Origin of the sequence: Rhodococcus sp. BP-332, assembly GCF_019836065.1 — a bacterium.
Classification (GTDB): domain Bacteria; phylum Actinomycetota; class Actinomycetes; order Mycobacteriales; family Mycobacteriaceae; genus Rhodococcoides.
This window is the reverse complement of record NZ_JABUEC010000003.1, coordinates 774,119-794,530: the sequence shown is the minus strand read 5'-3', so window position 1 is coordinate 794,530 and position 20,412 is coordinate 774,119. Positions and strand designations below refer to the sequence as shown.

Annotated in this window: 17 protein-coding genes, 1 other RNA gene and 1 pseudogene; 5 read left to right on the top strand and 14 right to left on the bottom strand. The window is 68.7% G+C overall.

Annotated elements, in window-relative coordinates:
* The first annotated feature begins 18 nt into the window (after positions 1 to 18).
* Positions 19 to 774: an NUDIX hydrolase gene (locus tag HQ314_RS14875; RefSeq protein ID WP_082544651.1), complete on the top strand. Its 756-nt coding sequence runs from the start codon at positions 19 to 21 to the stop codon at positions 772 to 774.
* On the opposite strand, the gene HQ314_RS21770 is transcribed toward HQ314_RS14875, so the two are convergent.
* Complete coding sequence (locus HQ314_RS21770; RefSeq protein ID WP_222650452.1) at positions 767 to 1,843, bottom strand: GGDEF domain-containing protein; 1,077 nt, start codon at positions 1,841 to 1,843, stop codon at positions 767 to 769. The two genes, HQ314_RS14875 and HQ314_RS21770, sit on opposite strands and share 8 nt — an antisense overlap.
* A 113-nt stretch (positions 1,844 to 1,956) precedes the next feature.
* On the bottom strand, positions 1,957 to 2,532 hold the full coding sequence (locus HQ314_RS14865) for a DUF2567 domain-containing protein (protein ID WP_222647060.1): 576 nt from the start codon (positions 2,530 to 2,532) through the stop codon (positions 1,957 to 1,959).
* A 66-nt stretch (positions 2,533 to 2,598) separates the two neighbouring features.
* Between HQ314_RS14865 and HQ314_RS14860 the strand changes: the two genes are divergently transcribed.
* The 4 genes from HQ314_RS14860 to treY all read left to right on the top strand — a co-directional run bounded on the left by HQ314_RS14860 (position 2,599) and on the right by treY (position 8,878).
* Positions 2,599 to 3,195 (top strand): TetR/AcrR family transcriptional regulator C-terminal domain-containing protein, encoded by a 597-nt coding sequence (locus HQ314_RS14860; protein ID WP_222650451.1) that lies wholly within the window; start codon positions 2,599 to 2,601, stop codon positions 3,193 to 3,195.
* Positions 3,192 to 4,121 (top strand): NAD(P)/FAD-dependent oxidoreductase, encoded by a 930-nt coding sequence (locus HQ314_RS14855; RefSeq protein ID WP_222650449.1) that lies wholly within the window; start codon positions 3,192 to 3,194, stop codon positions 4,119 to 4,121. The genes HQ314_RS14860 and HQ314_RS14855 overlap by 4 nt, the downstream gene beginning before the upstream one ends.
* An 80-nt stretch (positions 4,122 to 4,201) precedes the next feature.
* Positions 4,202 to 6,520 (top strand): glycogen debranching protein GlgX, encoded by a 2,319-nt coding sequence (glgX, locus tag HQ314_RS14850; RefSeq protein ID WP_222638642.1) that lies wholly within the window; start codon positions 4,202 to 4,204, stop codon positions 6,518 to 6,520.
* Positions 6,521 to 6,529: 9 nt separating this feature from the next.
* Positions 6,530 to 8,878 carry a malto-oligosyltrehalose synthase gene (treY, locus tag HQ314_RS14845; RefSeq protein ID WP_222650448.1) on the top strand — a complete coding sequence of 783 codons (2,349 nt, stop codon included), beginning with the start codon at positions 6,530 to 6,532 and terminating at the stop codon, positions 8,876 to 8,878.
* A 79-nt stretch (positions 8,879 to 8,957) separates the two neighbouring features.
* Here the strand turns inward: treY and HQ314_RS14840 are convergent, their stop codons facing one another.
* From HQ314_RS14840 to ftsE, 12 genes and pseudogenes are all read right to left on the bottom strand, one after another.
* A complete protein-coding gene (locus HQ314_RS14840) occupies positions 8,958 to 9,752 on the bottom strand; it encodes a DUF1295 domain-containing protein (protein ID WP_056447886.1) in 795 nt (264 codons plus the stop codon).
* Positions 9,749 to 11,044 (bottom strand): cyclopropane-fatty-acyl-phospholipid synthase family protein, encoded by a 1,296-nt coding sequence (locus HQ314_RS14835; protein ID WP_222650446.1) that lies wholly within the window; start codon positions 11,042 to 11,044, stop codon positions 9,749 to 9,751. Before HQ314_RS14835 ends, HQ314_RS14840 begins: the two co-directional genes overlap by 4 nt.
* Entirely contained in the window at positions 11,041 to 12,315 is a 1,275-nt protein-coding gene (locus tag HQ314_RS14830; RefSeq protein WP_056448067.1) for a cyclopropane-fatty-acyl-phospholipid synthase family protein, read from the bottom strand. Before HQ314_RS14830 ends, HQ314_RS14835 begins: the two co-directional genes overlap by 4 nt.
* Before the next feature lie 156 nt (positions 12,316 to 12,471).
* A pseudogene (locus tag HQ314_RS14825) lies at positions 12,472 to 13,098 on the bottom strand (DUF1365 domain-containing protein); the annotation flags it as partial.
* Positions 13,099 to 13,139: 41 nt separating this feature from the next.
* Positions 13,140 to 14,438: an NAD(P)/FAD-dependent oxidoreductase gene (locus HQ314_RS14820; RefSeq protein ID WP_027506808.1), complete on the bottom strand. Its 1,299-nt coding sequence runs from the start codon at positions 14,436 to 14,438 to the stop codon at positions 13,140 to 13,142.
* 59 nt (positions 14,439 to 14,497) lie between these two features.
* Entirely contained in the window at positions 14,498 to 15,154 is a 657-nt protein-coding gene (locus HQ314_RS14815) for an alpha/beta hydrolase (protein ID WP_222638647.1), read from the bottom strand.
* 122 nt (positions 15,155 to 15,276) lie between these two features.
* Positions 15,277 to 15,647: a transfer-messenger RNA gene (gene ssrA, locus HQ314_RS14810) on the bottom strand.
* A gap of 62 nt (positions 15,648 to 15,709) precedes the next feature.
* Positions 15,710 to 17,227, bottom strand: coding sequence for an SDR family oxidoreductase (locus tag HQ314_RS14805; protein ID WP_051613594.1), 1,518 nt, complete (start codon positions 17,225 to 17,227; stop codon positions 15,710 to 15,712).
* 69 nt (positions 17,228 to 17,296) lie between these two features.
* Positions 17,297 to 18,166 (bottom strand): DMT family transporter, encoded by an 870-nt coding sequence (locus HQ314_RS14800; RefSeq protein ID WP_222650523.1) that lies wholly within the window; start codon positions 18,164 to 18,166, stop codon positions 17,297 to 17,299.
* Positions 18,163 to 18,636 carry an SsrA-binding protein SmpB gene (gene smpB, locus HQ314_RS14795; RefSeq protein ID WP_027506811.1) on the bottom strand — a complete coding sequence of 158 codons (474 nt, stop codon included), beginning with the start codon at positions 18,634 to 18,636 and terminating at the stop codon, positions 18,163 to 18,165. Before smpB ends, HQ314_RS14800 begins: the two co-directional genes overlap by 4 nt.
* A gap of 87 nt (positions 18,637 to 18,723) precedes the next feature.
* Positions 18,724 to 19,629, bottom strand: a complete 906-nt coding sequence (gene ftsX / locus HQ314_RS14790) for a permease-like cell division protein FtsX (protein ID WP_027506812.1) — start codon at positions 19,627 to 19,629, stop codon at positions 18,724 to 18,726.
* Positions 19,630 to 19,698: 69 nt separating this feature from the next.
* A complete protein-coding gene (gene ftsE, locus HQ314_RS14785; protein ID WP_027506813.1) occupies positions 19,699 to 20,388 on the bottom strand; it encodes a cell division ATP-binding protein FtsE in 690 nt (229 codons plus the stop codon).
* Positions 20,389 to 20,412 lie beyond the last annotated feature (24 nt).

Below are 20,412 nucleotides of genomic sequence, written 5' to 3'. Positions count from 1 at the left end.
CGACGGGGTTTTCGACTTATGATCGAAAACGTGATTCATCGTAGCACCGCCGCCTACGGACCGACCGGAAGTGCCCCCGATCCGGCCACCCGACCGGTGCACGAAGTGCTGTCCGTCGTCTTCCAGGTGCGCGAGCTGCAGCCCCGCGAGCCTGCCGAACTGTGCGTGCTGCTGTGGCAGCGCGCACTCGCCCCGGCACGCGGAACCTGGTCACTCCCCGGCGGGCTCCTCCGGGGCGACGAGAACCTGACCGACTCCGCGCGACGTCAGCTGGCGGAGAAGGTCGACGTGCGCGAGGTACGCCACCTCGAGCAGCTGTCCGTCTTCTCCGATCCCGGGCGGGTCCCCGGCGATCGCCGCATCGCCTCGACGTTCCTCGGTCTGGTCCCCATCGTCGGCGACCCGCGACTTCCCGTCGACACTGCGTGGCACCCGGTCGCGACGCTCCCCGAGACCGCCTTCGATCACGGCACGATGGTGGCGCACGCCCGCGCGAGACTGGCGGCCAAACTGTCCTACACCAACATCGCCTTCGCGCTCGCGCCCGTCGAGTTCAGCCTGTCGACCTTGCGTGACATCTATTGCGCCGCATTGGGTTACCAGGTCGACACCACCAATCTCCAACGGGTGCTCACCCGGCGGGGCGTCATCGAGTCCACCGGCCACACCGCTCCCCCGGGCCCGTCCGGAGGACGTCCCGCCGCGCTGTACCGCTTCCGGGACAGCGCACTACGTGTGACCGACGAGTTCGCCGCGCTCCGACCACCTACGTGAGGGTGCCGTAGCCGACGACGGCATCGCCGCCGTCCGCCTTGGCGGAATACATCGCTCGATCGGCACAGATGAGGAGCACCTCCACGTCGTGCGAGGTGACGACCCGCTCCTCGCGAGCGACCCCGATGCTCAGACTCGACTCGTGGTCCGACCGCGCCGTGTAGGCGCTGCGCAGCCGCCGCGCCCGGTCGAGCACCTCGTCCATCGGCAGCGCGGTCACGACGGCGAATTCCTCCCCGCCGGTGCGGGCCGTGATCGACGGAGACGGGAACATCTCGTCGACGGTGTCCGCCGTCCGACGGATGACGAGGTCACCGTGGTGGTGTCCGAAGCGGTCGTTGATCGACTTGAAGCGGTCGATGTCGATGACCACCGCGACGAGACCGTTCCGGGTGCCGAGCAGTTCGCCCGCCGCGACGGTGAGTCCCCGCCGGTTGCGCAGGCCGGTCAGCGGATCCACGTACGCGGCGGTGACGTCGCCGCGTTGCAGGAACTGCAGGCGGTAGATGGAGATCGGTGCGAGGAAGAGAACCATCACGATGAGCAATCCGTAGGTGACGGCGAGCGAGGTGCGCGCCGCTCCGAGCACGGACTCCGAGCCGATCGCTCGGACGAACAACCCGACGCACACCACCACGGTGAGGGAATGGTGGACGGCGAACACCCGCGGCGTGTGGAACGTCGCCACGTAACTGCTCGCGACGCCGAACAGGATCGCGCAGGGCAGCACGGCGAGCGGGTCGGACAGCGAGAGAAGCACCACGGAGAGTCCGACGTCTGCGTACACGACGAAGGCCGTCGACATCCGGCGTGAGGGCCACGGTCCGCGGATCCAGGCGAGCCCGACGCCGGCGGTCCCCACCGCGTTCACGAGCACGATCGTCAGTGCTGCTCCCGTCGGCGCGGTCGGCGGGGCGAGTCCGGCGACGACGTACAGGACGGAGAACAGGAGGCAGGACAGACCGATGAGGACGCGGGTCGAGCCGAGCGCGGTGTTCGTCTCGAAGTAGTGGACGGTCCACGCGTAATCGACGGGTCTGGTCAACCACCGCCGAATGGTGTTCGCCACGTCCTGGAGACCCTCGCCGTTCGCAGAGGTCGGCCCCCGCCCGCGGCCCGTCGTGGGCCGCCCTGAGAGCGCTCATTCAAGCAGACGAACCCGGCGTCCGAGACCCGAACGGATCACTCCTCGGGGGACTCGTCCCGACCCAGATCGTCCGACGGCGACAGCGCCGTGACGAGAACGAGCGTGACCGCCGCAGCCAGAGGTTGCGCGAGCAGAGCCAGCCACGTCGAGACACCGGGGGCGAGTGCGACGACATCGCCGCGAAGGGCGCCGTCGGCACTCGGATACCGCACCGCGCCCACGGCGAGGCCGGCACCGATCGCCGCGGCCGACGCCAGCGCCGACGCCACCACGATGTCGAGGACCAGACGCGGTCCTCGCTCGGCCACGCGAGCCCAGACGGCGACCGTGGTCAGCACCCCGGCCGCGGCGGTCACGCAGAGGAACAGAGCCAGTGCGTCGAAGCGATGATCGCTCTCGCCGGTCAACACGATCGCGCGGCCGTCACCGACGGCGGCGACGTGCTCCACGGGCGCGAGCAGAGCCCACAGGATCCCGAGGACGGCACCGACCACCGCGGTCGCGAGCACGATCCGGATCGAACGCCGGGTGAACGCGCCGCGCGACGGCCGACCCGCATCGCCGATCCCGGGTGCGGTCGAGGCGAACCCCGTCGTGTCGACATCACTCACGTCGGCCAGCCTAGGCTGTCGCTGCGTGGCCGACGGGCCCGCGACACGAGTCGGGAGAGGTGCGGAATGCAGTTGCGCAGAGACGACGTCGTCGACGGCGCACTGACCATTCTCGACGACTACGGTCTCGCCGACCTCACGATGCGCCGACTGGCAGGCTCGCTCGGTGTCGCGCCGGGCGCGCTGTACTGGCACGTCGCGAACAAGCAGGCGCTGCTCGGCGCGGTGTCCGATCGCATCCTGAGCCGCCTGGACACCGTGCCCGCTGCCGTCACCTCCGATGTGCTGGACGCCGTGCGCGGCCGCGCTCACGGACTTCGAGACGCTCTCCTGGCTCACCGGGACGGCGCCGAGGTGGTCGCCTCCAGCCTGGCCGCCCGCACGGTGACGCACCCCGTGCGGACCACGGTCGTCGACGATCTCCGCGCCACCGGGCTGACCCCGGAGGACGCCGGACACGCCGCGGACGCCCTGCTCTACTACGTGCTGGGTGCAACGAGCGACGAACAGTCCCGGCTGCAGATGGAGTCCGCGGGTGCGCTGGCCGCGGATCGACACCTCGACGACGGTGACCTCGATCGAGATGCCACCGCTCGGTTCGATTTCGGCCTCGAACTCTTCGTCGACGGCGTTCGGAGCCGCGTCCGTACGCTGAACGAGTGACCTCCTCGACCTCTCCCGTCACCGTCCTCGGAGCCGGTATCGCCGGTGCCGCGTGCGTTCGCGTGCTCCGCGACGCCGGTGTCCCGTTCGTGCTGCGTGACCGGGGCCGCGCCGTCGGCGGTCGGATGTCGTCCCCCGAGTTGCACGGACGCCGAGTCGATGTGGGCGCCGGCTACTTCACCGTCCGCGACGACGGGTTCCGGGACGTCGTGTCCGACTGGGCCTCTCGCGGTCTCGTGCACGAGTGGACCGACACCTTCACGGTGGTGCGGGCCGGGGCGGAGCCGGAACAGAAATCGGGACCCACGCGGTGGGGAACGCCGGCGGGCCTGCGATCTCTGGTCAAGGACCTGCTGTCCGGCATCCCTGTCGACGCCACCGAGGCTCGGGCGTTGCCCGACGGACACGTGGTCCTGGCCATGCCCGACCCGCAGGCCTCCCGCCTGGTGACCGTGCCCGACGCCGTCGACTACGACCCCGTCGTCGCGGTGGTCCTCGGGCTCGCCGACGACGACGCCGCCGGACTCCCCTTCCCCGACGCCGCCTTCGTGTCCGACGACGCGGACGTCGAGTTCCTCGCGCGCGACGGCGCACGCCGGGGCGACGGAGCCGCGGTCCTGGTCGCCCACACGTCCGCGCAGCGCGCCCGGCGACACCTCGACGATCCCGCCGGTGCGATCCCCGCCGTCGTCGACGCCGTCGCCGCGCTCACGGGCATCGGCACTCCGATCTGGACGCACGCCCACCGCTGGACCTTCGCCAAGCCCGCCTCCCAGCACGACGCAAGCCACGACATCGTCTCGCACGGAGACCGTCTGGTCGGCTTCGCCGGGGATCAGTGGTGCCCGGAGGGCTCGCCCCGCGTCGAGAGCGCCTGGCGATCGGGCACCGACCTCGGGCACGCGCTGATCGCACGGCTGGGCTGAGCCCGGGCGACCGACGCTCCGGCCTGCGACGGACCTCGCCGACAGGTGTCCTTCGCCGCTGCCGGGATAGGGTTCCGAGCATGTCCGTCGACCATGCACACGAACCATCGATCCAGGTATGGCCCGGCAGCGCGTATCCCCTGGGCGCCACCTACGACGGCGCCGGAACCAATTTCGCGCTCTTCTCCGAGGTCGCCGAGGCCGTCGATCTCTGCCTCATCGACGCCGACGGTCACGAGACCCGCGTCCGCCTCGAAGAGGTCGACGGGTACGTCTGGCACGCCTACATCCCCCAGGTCCAGCCCGGCCAGCGGTACGGCTACCGCGTGCACGGCCCGTGGAATCCCGGAGCGGGACAGCGGTGCGACGCGAGCAAGCTGCTGCTCGACCCGTACGGCAAGGCGTTCGTCGGATCGTTCGACGGTGACCGCTCGCTCTTCAGTTACGACATCGACATCCCCGAACGTCCCGTGCCCGCAGCGCAGGAGAACGACGACGCAGTGCATCCCGGCGAGGCGCACGTCGCCGGCCCCGCGGGATCGGCCACCGCGTCGCGCACCGTCGACGCGACCCGCGCCAACGTCGCGACTGCCAGAACCGTTGCACCCGAGCCTGATCCAGAGCCCGAGCCCGAGCCCGAGAACCACTTCCCCCAGCACGACTCGCTGGGGCACACGATGACGACGGTCGTCGTCAATCCGTTCTTCGACTGGCAGAACGACCGCTCGCCGCGTCGCCCCTACAACGAGACCGTCATCTACGAGGCCCACGTCAAGGGCATGACGATGACCCACCCGGACATCCCGGAGGATCTGCGCGGTACGTACGCCGGTCTCGGCCATCCGGCCGTGATCAGCCACCTGGAGAAGCTCGGCGTCACCGCCATCGAACTGATGCCGGTGCATCAGTTCATGCAGGATCAGACACTGGTGGACAAGGGACTTCGCAACTACTGGGGCTACAACTCGTTCGGTTTCATGGCCCCGCACAACGAGTACGCGTCCTCCCCCATGGCCGGTTCGGCCGTGTCGGAGTTCAAGACGATGGTGCGCTCGTTCCACGAAGCCGGCATCGAGGTGATCCTCGACGTGGTCTACAACCACACCGCCGAGGGCAACCACATGGGTCCGACCATCGCGTTCCGCGGCATCGACAACGCCGCGTACTACCGGTTGGTCGACGACGACCCGTATTTCTACATGGACTACACGGGCACGGGTAACAGCCTGAACGTCCGTCACCCGCACACCCTGCAGCTGATCATGGACTCCCTGCGCTACTGGGTCACCGAGATGCACGTCGACGGCTTCCGCTTCGACCTCGCATCGACCTTGGCTCGCGAACTGCACGACGTGGACAAGCTGAGCGCGTTCTTCGACCTGGTCCAGCAGGACCCGGTGGTGAGCCAGGTCAAGCTGATCGCCGAGCCGTGGGACGTCGGTGAGGGCGGCTACCAGGTCGGCAACTTCCCCGGCCTCTGGACCGAGTGGAACGGCATGTACCGCGACACCGTCCGCGACTACTGGCGCGGTGAGCCGGCGACACTCGGCGAGTTCGCGTCGCGGCTCACGGGATCCTCCGACCTCTACGAGGCGACGGGTCGCCGCCCCGGTGCGAGCATCAACTTCGTCATCGCGCACGACGGCTTCACGATGCACGATCTGGTGTCCTACAACGACAAGCACAACGAGGCCAACGGCGAGGACAACAACGACGGCGAGAGCCACAACCGGTCCTGGAACTGCGGTGTCGAGGGGCCGACGGACGACCCCGAGGTGCTGTCGCTGCGCGCCCGTCAGATCCGCAACATGCTGGCGACGCTCATGCTCAGCCAGGGCACGCCGATGCTCGCGCACGGCGACGAGATGGGCCGGACCCAGCAGGGCAACAACAACGTCTACTGCCAGGACTCCGAACTGGCCTGGATGGACTGGTCGCTGGCGGAGACGAACGCCGATCTGGTCGAGTTCACGTCCCGCGTGATCGCACTCCGCAACGACCACCCGGTGTTCCGTCGACGACGCTTCTTCGAGGGCCGGCCGATCCGCAAGGCGGAGCAGACGCGCGACATCGCGTGGCTCACCCCGACCGGCGAGGAGATGACCGAGGAGGACTGGGACAGCGGCTTCGGCAAGTCGCTGGCGGTGTTCCTCAACGGCGAGAACATCCCCGAGCCCGACAACCGGGGCAACCGGGTCGTCGACGACACGTTCTACCTGTGCTTCAACGCCCATCACGAGCCGATCGACTTCACCACACTGGACGGCAAGTACGCCGACGAGTGGACCGTCGCGCTCGACACCGCCTCGGCCACCGGAGCCGACGATCGAGTCATCGTCGCCGGCACCGCTGTCGAGGTGCAAGCACGGTCACTGTTGGTGCTACGGAAAACGGGGTAAGGAAGCGACATGAGCCACGCGATCACCTCGACCTATCGATTCCAGCTACGGGGTGATCGCTTCACTCTCCGCGATGCCGCGTCGCTGGTTCCCTATCTCGCCGAACTCGGTGTCTCCCACGTCTATCTGTCGCCGATCCTGACGGCGGCAGAGGGCTCCACCCACGGGTACGACGTCACCGATCCGCGCACCGTCTCCGAGGCACTCGGTGGTCGAGCCGCTCTCGAGGACCTCGTCGCCGAGTGCCGGTCCCACGGCCTGGGCGTCGTGGTCGACATCGTGCCCAACCACCTCGGTGTGGCCACGGCGCGGGAGAACCCGTTCTGGTGGGACGTGCTGAGACACGGACGCGCATCGCAGTACGCCTCGTGGTTCGACATCGACTGGGCCGGTGCGGAGCGCATCGCGCTCCCCGTGCTGGGCGACGATGCCGACGTGAACGAACTCTCGGTCGACCGGTCGGGAGACGAGGCCACGCTGGCCTACTACGAGAACCGCTTCCCGGTGGACCCTGCGACCGACGACGGCGGGGACGACGCGAAAGCACTGCACGACAAGCAGTCCTACGAACTGGTCGGATGGCGCTCCGGGCGCATCGGGTACCGCCGGTTCTTCTCCGTCAGCGACCTGGCCGGTCTCCGTCAGGAGGACCCCGCGGTCTTCGACGCGACGCACGCCGAGGTCGGCAGCTGGTTCCGCGACGGTCTCGTCGACGGTGTGCGCGTCGACCATCCGGACGGGCTCACCGCACCGGCCGAGTATCTCGCTCGCTTGCGGGGCGTCGTCGGACCCGACTCGTGGCTCGTCGTCGAGAAGATCCTCACCGCCGAGGAGCCGCTCGACGTCACCCTTCCCGTCGACGGAACCACCGGGTACGACGCTCTCGCCGATCTCGGTGGGGTGTTCCTCGACCCGTCGGGCGAGGAGCCGCTGACGCGACTGTCGTCGGACGTCACCGGCCACGCGGGGGACGCACACTGGGTGCACGAGGCCGAGCGGACCATCAAGGCCGACACGGCGAGCACACAGCTCGCTCCCGAGGTGCGGCGCCTGGTAGCGGCGATCGCCCGCGACACCGGAACGTCGTTCGACGCCGACCTCGCCCGCGAGGCCGTGACCGAGATCGTCGCCCGCATGCCGGTGTACCGCTCCGACTACGCGCCGCTGGCCGGCATGCTGCCCCGCCTGCTCGGCGACGTCGCCGCGGATCGCCCCGAACTGGTTCCCGCCCTCGATGTCGTCGCGGCCGCCGTGGCCGCACGCGGCGAGGCGTCGGGACGTCTGCAGCAGGTCGCGGGCGCCGTGATGGCGAAGAGCGTCGAGGACTGCATGTTCTACCGCACGTCGCGGCTGGTCTCGCTCCAGGAGGTCGGCGGTGACCCGTCCCGCTTCGGTCGGTCGGTGCCGGAGTTCCACCTCCGCCTGTCCGAGCGGGCCCGGCTGTGGCCTGCCGCGATGACGACCCTCTCGACACACGACACCAAGCGCGGCGAGGACGTCCGGGCGCGCATCGGCGTGCTGTCTCAGGTGCCCGACCTGTGGCGCGCGTGCCTGAGCGACTGGGAGGAGCAGGCTCCGTCGCCCAACGGGTCCACCGGACTCTTCTTGTGGCAGAACATCGTCGGCACCTGGCCGACCGACGGCGTGGTCACGGACGAGTACCGCGAGCGACTGCACGCCTACGCCGAGAAGGCCATCCGCGAGGCGGGCTCGTACACCGGCTGGAACGACGTGGACGAGGACTTCGAGTCTGCCGTCCACACGTGGATCGACGGCATCGTCGACGGAGCGGTGGCTCCCTCGCTCACGACGTTCGTCCAGCAGATCGCTCCGCACGCATGGAGCGATTCGCTCGGACAGAAGCTCCTCCACCTGGCGGGTCCCGGCATCCCGGACATCTACCAGGGCACGGAGCTGTGGGAGGACTCTCTCGTCGACCCCGACAACCGCCGGGACGTGGACTACGACGCCCGCAAGGCTCTCCTGGACATCGACGGGACGCCGGCGCTCGACGCGAGCGGCGCCGCCAAGTTCCACGTGACCCGGTGTGCCGCACGGCTGCGCCGCGACCGTCCGGACAGCTTCGTGGGCGGGTCCTACGTTCCGGTGTTCGCGACCGGCGCCGCCGCCGACCACGTCGTGGCGTTCGGTCGTGGACCCGCCGACGGTGACGCCGACGTCGTCGCCGTCGCCACGCGGTGGTCGATGCGCCTCGGCGAGGCCGGATGGGGTGACACCTCGCTGGCGTTGCCGGACGGTGAGTGGACCGACCTCGTGAATGGTGGGTCGTTCAGCGGAACGGTCACCGTGTCCTCACTGCTCTCCGCGCTCCCGGTCGCGCTCCTCGTCCGACGGTGACCTGATCTCGAGGTGAACCGGTCACGCGCGCAGACCACCCCTCCTCGGGGCTGCGTGCGTGACCGGAAGTCGGGCCCGCTCAGGCCTTGCGGGGCGGGAGCGGAACGAAGTAGCTGGTGCGCTGCTGGTACTCGCGATATCCGGGCCGCTCCGCCATGTGCTGCTCGAGCAGCCGCGCACCCGTCGCGAACACGAGGAAGTACGTCATGGCAACCGGCGAGAGGACGGTCAGCACACCGGGCCAGTGCGCCGCGGAGACCAGGAAGATGCCCCACCAGACACAGGCATCACCGAAGTAGTTGGGGTGGCGCGTGTACCGCCACAAGCCCCGGTCCATGATGGTGCCCTTGCGGGACGCGTCCGCCTTGAAGGCGTCCATCTGACGATCCCCCACCGTCTCGAAGACGATGCCCAGGACCCACAGAGCGACGCCCACCGCAGAGACGACGCCGAACGATCCGTCGGACACGGCGGCGACCTGCACCGGCAGCGACACGAACCACAGCGCGACACCCTGCGTGAGATAGATCTTGCGGATCGCGTACACAGCGGGGCTGCCCGGCGCGTTCGACAGCATCTTCTCGTACCGCGGGTCCTCGCCCTTGCCCCGTGAGCGGCGGAACATCGAGACCGCGAGACGGGTGCCCCAGGCTCCGACGAGCACCAGCATCAGCACTCGCCGCCACCCGTCGCCGGACCCGGCCAGTGCCGCGGCGATCGCCACCGCGACGAAGCCTGCCCCCCAGCTCACGTCGACCACGTTGTGCCGACCGATACGGAAGCCGACGACCGCGGTGACGGTGAGGACAACCGCCACCGCCAGCAGGGAGAACGCCGACACGACGGCCAGATCGGACCAGGAGAAGTCCGTCATCCGTGCGTCCGCACCAGCGGCATCGAGGACACGCCGCGGTCGTCGGGGCGGACGGACAGGATCTGGTCGACACCCATCCGGCCGTCGCGGAACGCCATTCCGCCGCCCACGAGGTACAGACGCCACACCCGCGCCACCTCGTCTCCGACGAGTGCGACCAGATCGTCCCAGCGGCTCTCGAAGGTCGCGTACCAGGCGTCGACGGTGCGGACGTAGTGCTCGCGCAGGGCGTGCACGTCGCGGACCTCGAGACCCGACTCCTCGATCATGGCGACCGTCGCGCCCACGGGCCGCATGTACATGTCGGGGGCGATGAACGACTCGATGAAGGCACCGCCGCCAGGGTTGTCCCCCGCCTTGCGCGACATCTGCTGCACCAGCACCCGGCCGCCGGGCACCACGTTGTCGTGCAGCGCCTTCGCATAGATCGGATAGTTCTTCTCGCCGACGTGCTCGCCCATCTCGATGGAGGCGACGGCGTCGAAAGGGCCGTCGGGCACCTCTCGGTAGTCCTGGATGCGGATCTCCACCCGGTCCTGCAGGCCGCGGTCCGCGATGCGCTTGTCGATGAAGGCCTTCTGCTCGCGGGAGATGGTGACGCCGACGACCTGCGCGTCGAAGTGTTCCGCCGCGTGCAGGCTCAGCGACCCCCATCCGCACCCGACGTCGAGGAACCGCATTCCGGGGCGGCCGAGGCCGATCTTGCGGCACACGAGGTCGAGCTTGTCGCGCTGCGCGTCCTCGAGGCCGTAGTCGGGCGAGTCCGACGTCCAGTAGCCGCTCGAGTACGCCATCTGCGGGTCGAGCACCATCTCGTAGAACTCGTTCGACAGGTCGTAGTGGTGGCTGATCGCCGCGCGATCGCGCACCAGCGAGTGCAGTCGGCCCTTGATGACCGCCTGCGAGGCGGGGGCGGGAAGAGGACGGGCCTGCTTCATCCCGACGGCACCGAGCGACGCCGCGGTGCGGATGAGCTCGACGATCGCCTTCGGGCTGGGCCGCACGGCCGTCAGCCGACGGGTGCGCACCACGTCCCACACGTGCGTCAGCGCCTCGTCGAGGTCACCTTCCACGTCGAGTTCACCGGTGACGTACGCCTGAGCAGCACCCAGTTCACCCGGGCTCCACAGCAACCGTCGCAGGACGTTCGGGCTGTACAGCGTCACCTTCGGCGCGTCGGTGGGGCCGGCGGTCGAGCCGTCCCACGCAGTCAGGTGCACCGGCAGCGCGCCGCCGACGAAGGGGGCGATCAGGTCTTCGAGCCGTGCGGCCACGGTGGGGGTGCCGGTCATCGGTCGCTCCTTCGTTCGAGCAGGATCTGCTGGACATCGATGTAGCCGGAGCCGAAACCGGCCTCGGAATAGCAGAGGTAGAAGTGCCACATGCGGGCGAACACGTCGTCGAAGCCCAGCATCCGGGCCTCCTCGGCGTGCGCGTGGAAGCGCTCGTCCCACAGGCGCAGGGTGCGGGCGTAGTGGTCGCCGATGGACAGACGCTCTCGCACGCGCAGCGTCGTCTCCTTCTCGGTGATGCTCTCGATCGCGCGGATCGACGGGAGGAACCCGCCGGGGAAGATGTACTTGTGTACCCACGTGTACGTGTTGCGCGTGGCCAGCATGCGCTCGTGCGGCATGGTGATGGCCTGGATCGCCACCTTGCCTCCGGGGGCGAGCAACGAGTCGATGGTGCGGAAGTACTCGCCCCAGTACTGGTGTCCCACGGCCTCGATCATCTCGACGGACACGATCGCGTCGTACTCGCCGTCGACCAGCCGGTAGTCCAGGAGATCGACCTGGACCCGGTCGGCGTGGCCGGCGGCGTCGATGCGCTTGCACGCGAGTTCCAGTTGCTCGGTGGACAGGGTCACCGACCGCACCGTGGCACCGCGTTCGGCGGCGCGGATGGCGAGTTCGCCCCAGCCCGTGCCGATCTCCAGAACGCGTGTTCCCGCGGTCACCCCCGCGCGATCGAGCAGTCGATCGATCTTGGACCGCTGCGCGGCGGCGATGTCGTCCCATCCGGGCTGCGGGGTCAGCGACGGGAACAGCGCACTCGAGTAGGTCATGGTCTCGTCCAGGAACAGTTCGAACATCTCGTTCGACAGGTCGTAGTGGCGCGAGATGTTCGAGCGCGTGTTGCTCGTGGTGTTGGTCTCGGAGACCGGCTGCTTGGGGATGTACAGGCCGCGCAGGCGTTGCAACCACTTCGGGATGAGGGTCGCCATGCGTTCGGCGAAGACACCGAGTGCCGCCGTGAGGTCGGGCGCGTCCCAGTCGCCGGCCATGTAGGCCTCACCGAATCCGATGAGCCCACTCTCCCCCACGCGCGCCGCGAAGTCGCGTGGGCGGTGGATCGTCATCACCGGGGCGGTGGGATCGTTCGCGCCACCTCCGATGACGACGCCGTTCGGCATCTCGACCCGGATCGCGAGATGTTCTGCCGCCCTGCGGAAGAGAGCGTCGGCGACGGGCGCGGCGAGGCGCGCCTTGACGGTGACCGGCGCCGTCGCGATGGAGGGCCAACGTTCGGCGTCGACGGTCGATGCCACGGCGTACTGAGTCATCCTGGTGCCTTCTGATCGAGGGGGTACTGCCGGGCCGAGCGGAGTGGAGAGCGGACCGTGCCGGTCCACCACGGCGGGTACGTCGCCGCGCACCGGCGGACGCGGAACCGTGCGGAGTCCACGCGCCCACAACCCGATCCCCTGACGCCGGATCCGCGCGGTGACCACGTGCGGGGCGAGGGGGGCTCGTGCGAGAACGCCCAGGACGCGGCCCGTCGTCGCGGAGCGTCCGGTGCCGGACATGACCGCGACGAACGGGGGGTGCCCGTCCCGGAGCAGCGTGATCGACAGGGCGAGGGAGCCGTCGGGCTCCGGGAGCCGCATCGCATACTCCCCGCTGACGTCGTTGAACGGCGAGACGTAGAACTCCTTGGGCGTGCGCGCCGCCCCGCGCGCGTCCGTGTCCAGCAGGTAGCGGTGACGTTCGCCGTAGGTGTTGTGCACCTCGGCGACCACGTGCTCGACGCGGCCGGTGCCATCGTGCAGCCAGTAGACCGTCAGGGGGTTGAAGACGTACCCGAGAACACGAGCGTTGGTCAGCATCGTGATCCGCCCCGCGACGGGTACCCGGCCGTGTGCCCGGAGGAAGTCGTCGAGGTTGGCCCGCAGCGTCGCCGACGGATCGCCCACGTGGTCGGCGGCGTCGATCTTCGCGAACGGCGCGAGCGGGCCGGGCAGCGACGGGAGTGCGTCGATGTCGACGAACCACGAGTAGCTGCGATACGTGAACTCGTTCTCGATCGGCTCGCGCCGCACGTGCCTGATGGAGGTCTCGTAGATCATGGCGGTGCGAGTACCGGCAGCGGCGCGGGTGTCGACGGCGGTCATGCCCAGACCCCGCCCAGACGTTCCGCCGCGCGCAGGCCCGAGGCCGCACCGTCCTCGTGGAAGCCCCACCCGTGGTAAGCGCCCGCGAAAGCGACCAGGTCGGTGTCGAGCTCGCCGAGTCGCGCCTGCGCGGCGACCGACTCGGACGTGTAGAGGGGATGCTCGTACCGCATCGTCTCGAGCACGGCGGACGGGTCGAGTGCGGCACCCTCGGCCGTGGGATCGTCCTCGTCGCCCAACGTCACGAGGTACCGGGAGCCGGTGTCGGGCAGCCGCTGCAGCCGTGACATGTCATAGGTGACCACCACTCCGCCCGGCGCCGCATCGCACGCCGGCATGCGGTAGTTCCACGAGGCGCGGGCACGCCGCAGACGCGGGAGCACGCTCTCGTCGGTGTGGAGCCGAGCCACGTTGGGCGAGTATGGCATGGCACCGAGGACGAGGTGCTCCGTCGAAGTGGGCTCGGCCAGCATCTTCAGCGCCTGCTGGGGATGCGTCGCGACGACGACGGCATCGACCGTCTCCGTGTGCCCGGAGGCGTCCTCGATCTCGACCGACCGGTCGCCCCGACGGATGGCGGCCACCGGTGTGCCCGAACGGATCTCGGCGATCGTCTCGGCGACACGCTCGACGTAGCGGGCGGATCCACCGGTCACGGTGCGCCAGGTCGGCGAACCTCCGACGCCGAGCATCCCGTGATGCTCGAGGAACGAGAAGAGGTACCGGGCCGGGTAGTCGAGGGCCCGAGACGGCTCGCACGACCACACGGCGGACACGAGGGGCGTCATGAAGTGCGATTCGAAGTACTGCGAGAACTCGTGCCGGGCAAGCACATCGGCGACCGTCGCATCGTCGTCGCCGGACGCGAGCAGCGCACGGGCGACACGGTGAAAGCGGGTGACCTCGAGCAGCATCCGCAGGTAGCGACCGCGGACCACGCTGCCGGGGCCGGGGATCAGCCCGGAGAGGCCCTGCCCACCCGAGTACTCGAGCCCGCATCCGTCGCAGCGGATCGACATGCTCATGTCCGATTCCTGTGTCGGAATGTCCAATTCGCGAAACAGTCGCTGCAGTGTCGGGTATGTCCGGTCGTTGTGGACGATGAAGCCCGTGTCCACGGGCAGATCACCCTGCGGGGTGGACACGACGTGGGTGTCCGCGTGACCGCCGAGACGGCCGTCGGCCTCGTACAGCGTGACGCGAGCAGTCTTCGACAGCACGTACGCTGCCGTGAGGCCGGCGACGCCGGCGCCGACCACGGCGATGCGCCGGTCGGTGTGAGCATCGTGAGCCATGTGTCTTCTCCCTACGTGATGCGATCGGCCGGCCGCTGTGCGTCGGACCGCTCGCAGTGTCACTCGGGTTTCGTAGACGACACCTCGCGCGATTGGTCGACGACGAACTCCCGTACCCGCCGCGACCATGTCCGCGGTGATCGAAGCATGAAGTGACCCGCTCCCGCCATCGGAACGAACGAGGCGTCGACACCGCGCGCGGCGGCGCGTTCGGTCGCGGCGCGGGACGCGACGGGGTCGGTCCACCGGTCGACGGTGCCGTGCAGGACCAACAGGCGCTGATCGGCGCGCAGGGTGTCGGTCTCCCTGCCATCGGGCCACCACGGCGCCAGCGCGACGAGAGCCACGACGTCGGGGTGCCCCGCGATCGCTGCTGCCGTGCGACCGCCCATGGAGTGACCGAGCACGGTGATGGGAGTCCCCGGTCCGTACGTGTCGCGGATCTGCTCGCACGCCCACCACGCGTCCGCGACGGGACTGCGGTCGGCGCCGTTCCAGCCGCGATACCGGTACTGCAACTGGGTCACCGCGACCGATGGCCCCGTCGCGCGCCGGAGCATGCGAGTGAAGGGGACCATGCGCAGGGCCGACAGCTGCCACGGACGGGCACGGTCGTGGCTGGTCACCTTGCCGCCGTGCAGAACCAGCACCGCGGAGTCTGCGGGCCCGGACCGGAGCCCGTGCAGAGTCGGGGCCGCGACGTCGTCAACACTCATGGTTCTTGATTCGGGGCGCTCCGGCCGCTGGATGCCTGGCAGTGGCGAACGTCGCGCCCTCACTGCCGGACGTCAGGGGGGTGACACGACGACGGCCGGACACCTGATGGTGTCCGGCCGTTCGGTGGAGCTGCCGGGAATCGAACCCGGGTCCTGTGTCGGTTTGCCAGGGCTTCTCCGTGCGCAGTCTGCTAAGCCTCTACTCGGATCTCCAGATCTCGCAGACAAGCCTGGATGACGATCCCAGCCACTGTTTGATGTCCCACATCACTCCGTGACCGAGTGACCAGGTGAGCCCTCTAGCTGATGCCAGTACCCGACCCGAGGGCAAGATCGGACTGACAGACACGCAATCGCTACTTAGGCAGCGAGTGCGTAGTCGCGCTGATTGGAATCGGCGCTTATATTTTTGCGATGACGCTTGCGGTGGTCTCTCGCCTGCACCGGCACGCTTCCCCTGACTAGACGCACACAGTCGAAACCGTTCAGCCCCTTTCCTCCGCTGTGGCGAAGTCTCGTCCCACCGGTCTTCCCGGTGGACACATCAGTCTAACGTCATCCGACGCGGGTTTCATCCCGTTTGTCACCGGTGTCGGCCGCGCGTTCGGCCTTGCCCGTGATGTTCTCGAGCATGCCGCGGAAGATCACACCGTGGAACGGCATGATGGCGAACCAGTACAGCCGTCCGCCCAGCCCCCGCGGGAAGAAGATCGCGCGCTGCTCGTAGCGGGAGCGGGTCCCGCCGTCGCGCGGAAGGACGCGCAGTTCCAGCCAGGCACCGCCCGGCGCCTTCATCTCGGCGCGCAGACGCAGCAGCGACCCGCGCTCGATCTCCTCGACGCGCCACCAGTCGAGTGCCTCGCCGTTGACCAACCGACGCGGATCCCGACGACCGCGCTTGAGTCCTACGCCCCCGACGATCTTGTCCATCCAGCCGCGGATGACCCAGGCAGCGGGGAACGAGTACCACCCGTTCTCACCACCGATGCCCTCGACGACGTCCCAGAGCAGTTCCGGTGGTGCGTTGCAGTCCTGTGCGCGTTCGTCGACGTACACCACCTCACCGGCCCAGTCGGGGTCCGACGGCAGCGGATCGGAGGGGGCGCCGGCATCGGTCGCGTTGGACCACGTGGTCTCCACCTCCCCGTCCTCGATGCGCCGCAGCGCGAGGTGCACGGAATCGGCGAATGTGGTCAATCCACCCTCCGGCGGAGGGACGACCGTGTCGATGTCCTGTTCGTGGGCGATGGCGTCGTACTGAAGAGACTCGATGAGGGGCATGGCCAGTCCGCGTGGGATCGGCGTGACCAACCCGATCCAGTGACCGGCGAGTCGGGGAGTCAGCACCGGCAACACCAGCATGCGACGCTTGCGCAGACCCGCCACACTCGCGTACTCGTTCATCATCTCGCCGTACTGCAGGACGTCCGGCCCACCGATGTCCCAGGTACGGGACGTCTCGAACGGAGCGGTCGCCGACTCGATCAGGTAGTGCAGCACGTCGCGGACGGCGATCGGCTGGATCTGGTTGTGCACCCACTTGGGGGTCGTCATGACGGGCAGTCGATTGGTGAGGTGCCGGATCATCTCGAACGACGCGGATCCGGAGCCGATGACGACACCCGCCTGCAGCACCACGGTGAAGACGCCGGACTCGATGAGGATCCGGCCCACCTCGGCACGCGATTCGAGGTGCGGGGACAACGCGCCGGTCACCGGGTGGAGGCCGCCGAGATACACGATGCGCTGCACTCCGGCGGCCTTCGCCGCTTCGGCCACGTTCTCCGCACTCCGACGCTCCGCCTCGGCGAAGTGGTCGGATCCCCCCATGGAGTGGACGAGGTAGTAGACGACGTCGACGTCCCGGAACGCGTCGTCCAGCGACTCGCGATCACTCAGATCGCCCTGCACCACCTCGACGTCCGCAGCCCACGGCACGTCGCGAAGCTTCTGAGGCGACCGGGCGAGGACGCGAACCCGGTAGCCGGCCTCCGTCAGTCGCGGGGCGAGTCGACCGCCGATGTAGCCCGTCGCTCCGGTGACCACGACACGGGCGCCTGCTTCGGTGTTCATGCATTCCATTCGTAGCAGAGAAGCACCTCGAGTGTGGCGCCCACCCGGAGCGCGACCACCGCCAGGTGGTCAGGCACCCGCGGTGATCAGCCCGACCGCGCCCAGGGCGATGACCATGCCGACGATCTGCACATTGGCCACCCGCTCCCCCAGCATCACCATGGCCAGCAGCACGGTCGCGGCGGGATACAGCGAGGCGATCACGCTGACGAGGGACAGCAGCCCACCCTGGAAGGCATAGAGCAACGCGGCGTTGGCGGCGACGTCCAGAAGAGCGATCCAGGCGGCCAGCTTCAGAACGCCGCCACGGGGGAACGAGAACATGCCGGTGCCGAGGGCGACCGCCCACACGAGGGCGGTGGCGGTGACCCGGTTTGCCAGCAACGGCCACAGACCCGCGTCGTCCTCCCCGGCCCGGTCGAGAAAGATGAACGTCAACGCGAATGCCAGACCGGAACCGACGGTCAGCCATGCCACCCGGGGCGTGAATCGCAGAGTCCGTCCGCCGGCCACGTCACCTGCGGCGTCGTCGGGTGACTCCTTGCTGACCATGAGCACGGCCACCAGCGCCAACGCGATGCCGATGTATGCCAGGACGCCGGGTCGCTCGCCCAGGACGAGGCCGACGCCGACCGGTACACCGGCCACCAGAACGGCCGTGATCGGCGACACGACGGCCATCGGCCCGGCGGCGAGTGCCAGGTAGAACCACCACACGGCGACACCGCCGGCCAGTCCGGACAACGCACCCCACACCACGGACGACGCGGTGAGAGTGCCTCCGACGAACGGCATCACCGCCGCCACGACGAGTACCGAGACCGGGTACGAGACGATCACCACGCGCAGCGCGGCGACGCGTCGGGACGCGACTCCTCCGACGAAGTCGCTGACGCCGTACCCGAGCGCCGCGATCAGCGCGAGGACGATCGCGGTCAGCGCATTCCCTTTATGCGACGACCGAGTTCACGGGTGACCTCGCGTTCCGCCGTTCGGCGAGCCAGGTCCTGACGCTTGTCGTAGTCCTGCTTGCCCTTCGCCAGGGCCAGCTCGACCTTCACCTTGCCCTCGTTGAAGTACATGGAGAGCGGTACCAGCGTCATGTTGCCCTCACGCGTCTTGCCGATGAGGACCTCGATCTCCCGCTTGTGCAGCAGAAGCTTGCGGTTGCGCCGCGGCGCGTGGTTGGTCCAGCTTCCCGCCATGTACTCGGGAATGTGCAGGCCGCGCAGCCACACCTCGCCGTCGTCGACGGTGGCGAAGGCATCGGCCAGCGACGCCTTCCCGTCACGCAGGCTCTTGACCTCGGTGCCGACGAGGGCGACTCCGGCCTCGTAGACGTCGAGGATCGTGTAGTTGTGTCGCGCTTTGCGATTGGTCGCAATCGCCTTGCGACCTTTCTCCTTCACAGCTGGAACTCCTTCGGGCGCGGGTGGACGTGACTTCTGACAACCATAAGGACTCCGTCCACCCGTTTGTTCCGGGTGCCGGGTGCGCTACTGCCGGACGTACAGGCGCAGGGTGATGTAGGAGGTGATCGTGGCCATGCCGACGCCGACCAGAAGCAGGATCGGCGAGACCAACAGGACGTCGCTCGTCGTCACCCGAGCCAGGATGTTGGCCTGGTACAGGTCGTCCAGCACCGAGTCGATGAACGCCGCCTTGGCGGTGAACAGTCCGGCGATGGCGAGCACCGCACCCACCAGCGATGCCGCGATGGCCTCGAGCAGGAAGGGCAGCTGCGTGTACCACCGCGTGGCGCCGACCAGGCGCATGATGCCCACCTCGGTCCGACGGGTGAACGCGGCGATCTGCACCATGTTGGCGATCAGCAGGACCGCCGCGACGGCCTGGACCACAGCCACCGCGAACGCGGCGTTGCGGACGCCCGCGAGGACGCTGAACAGCCGGTCGACCAGTTCGCGTTGGTTGAGCACGCTCTGCACACCCGGCCGCGCCCCGAACTCGTCGTTGATCACGCCGAACCGCTCGGGATCGCTGAGCTTCACCTTGAACGACGCGGGGAAGCTCTCGGGTGACACCAGGGACGCCAGCTCCGGCTGATCCTTGAAGACGCGATCGGTGGCGTCGGCGACGGCGTCCTCCCGGTTGAGGTACTGCACCGACACCACGGACGGCGTCGATTCGAGGTCCGTGCGGAGGCCGGCGCAGATGCCCGAGGTGCAGTCCGGGTCGGTGGTCGAGATGTCGTCGGTCAGGAAGATCTGGACCTCGACGCGATCCAGGAAGATCTGCTGCGTCTTCCCCGCCATCTGCACGACCAGCAGGCCACCACCGAACAGACCGAGGGAGATGGCGGTGGTCAGCACCATCGCGATGGTCATCGTGATGTTGCGGCGCAGTCCGGTGAGAACTTCGCCGAGAAGGAAACTAGCGCGCACGGTTCACACACTTTCTTCGAGAGGTCGTTGCGCCGAGGCGCGAGCAGAGGACGGAGCCGAGAGCGGGATCTAACGACCCACGCCGTACACCCCTCGTGCCTCGTCGCGGACCACCCGGCCGTTGTCGAGCTCGACGACGCGGCGACGCATCGAGTCGACGATGTGGTTGTCGTGAGTGGCCATGAGGATGGTGGTGCCCGTGCGGTTGATGCGCTCGAGCAGCAACATGATGTCCTGGCTGGTGTCGGGGTCCAGGTTGCCGGTGGGCTCGTCCGCGAGCAGCACGAGCGGCCGGTTCACGAAGGCGCGGGCCACGGCGACTCGCTGTTGCTCGCCGCCGGACAGCTCGGACGGCAGACGATCCGCCTTGCCGGACAGGCCGACCAGCTCGAGCACCTCCGGCACCGTCCGCTCGATCACCCCGCGCGGCTTGCCGATCACCTCGAGGGCGAACGCGACGTTCTCCGACACCGACTTGTTCTGCAGCAGGCGGAAGTCCTGGAAGACGCATCCCATGCTCTGCCGCAGCTTCGGCACGCGCCGCCCGGCGAGCTTGTTCACGTGGAAGTCCGCCACCGTGATGTCGCCCGAGGTCGGCATCTCCTCGCGCAGGAGCAGGCGCATGAAGGTCGACTTGCCCGAGCCCGACGGCCCGATGAGGAAGACGAACTCGCCCTTCTCCACCTTCACCGACACCTTGTCCAGCGCGGGTCGAGTCGAGGACTTGTAGGACTTCGAGACGTTCTCCACGCTGATCACGGGTCGCCAGTGTAGCCGCGCGTC

What these genes read in the sequence shown, in the direction of transcription:
- HQ314_RS14875 (WP_082544651.1), top strand. Translation starts at nt 19, where the DNA reads ATGATCGAAAACGTGATTCATCGTAGCACCGCCGCCTACGGACCGACC.
- HQ314_RS14830 (WP_056448067.1), bottom strand. Translation starts at nt 12,315, where the DNA reads ATGACTCAGTACGCCGTGGCATCGACCGTCGACGCCGAACGTTGGCCC.
- treY (WP_222650448.1), top strand. Translation starts at nt 6,530, where the DNA reads ATGAGCCACGCGATCACCTCGACCTATCGATTCCAGCTACGGGGTGAT.
- HQ314_RS14820 (WP_027506808.1), bottom strand. Translation starts at nt 14,438, where the DNA reads ATGGCTCACGATGCTCACACCGACCGGCGCATCGCCGTGGTCGGCGCC.
- HQ314_RS14835 (WP_222650446.1), bottom strand. Translation starts at nt 11,044, where the DNA reads ATGACCGGCACCCCCACCGTGGCCGCACGGCTCGAAGACCTGATCGCC.
- HQ314_RS14840 (WP_056447886.1), bottom strand. Translation starts at nt 9,752, where the DNA reads ATGACGGACTTCTCCTGGTCCGATCTGGCCGTCGTGTCGGCGTTCTCC.
- glgX (WP_222638642.1), top strand. Translation starts at nt 4,202, where the DNA reads ATGTCCGTCGACCATGCACACGAACCATCGATCCAGGTATGGCCCGGC.
- HQ314_RS14805 (WP_051613594.1), bottom strand. Translation starts at nt 17,227, where the DNA reads ATGAACACCGAAGCAGGCGCCCGTGTCGTGGTCACCGGAGCGACGGGC.
- HQ314_RS14815 (WP_222638647.1), bottom strand. Translation starts at nt 15,154, where the DNA reads ATGAGTGTTGACGACGTCGCGGCCCCGACTCTGCACGGGCTCCGGTCC.
- HQ314_RS14860 (WP_222650451.1), top strand. Translation starts at nt 2,599, where the DNA reads ATGCAGTTGCGCAGAGACGACGTCGTCGACGGCGCACTGACCATTCTC.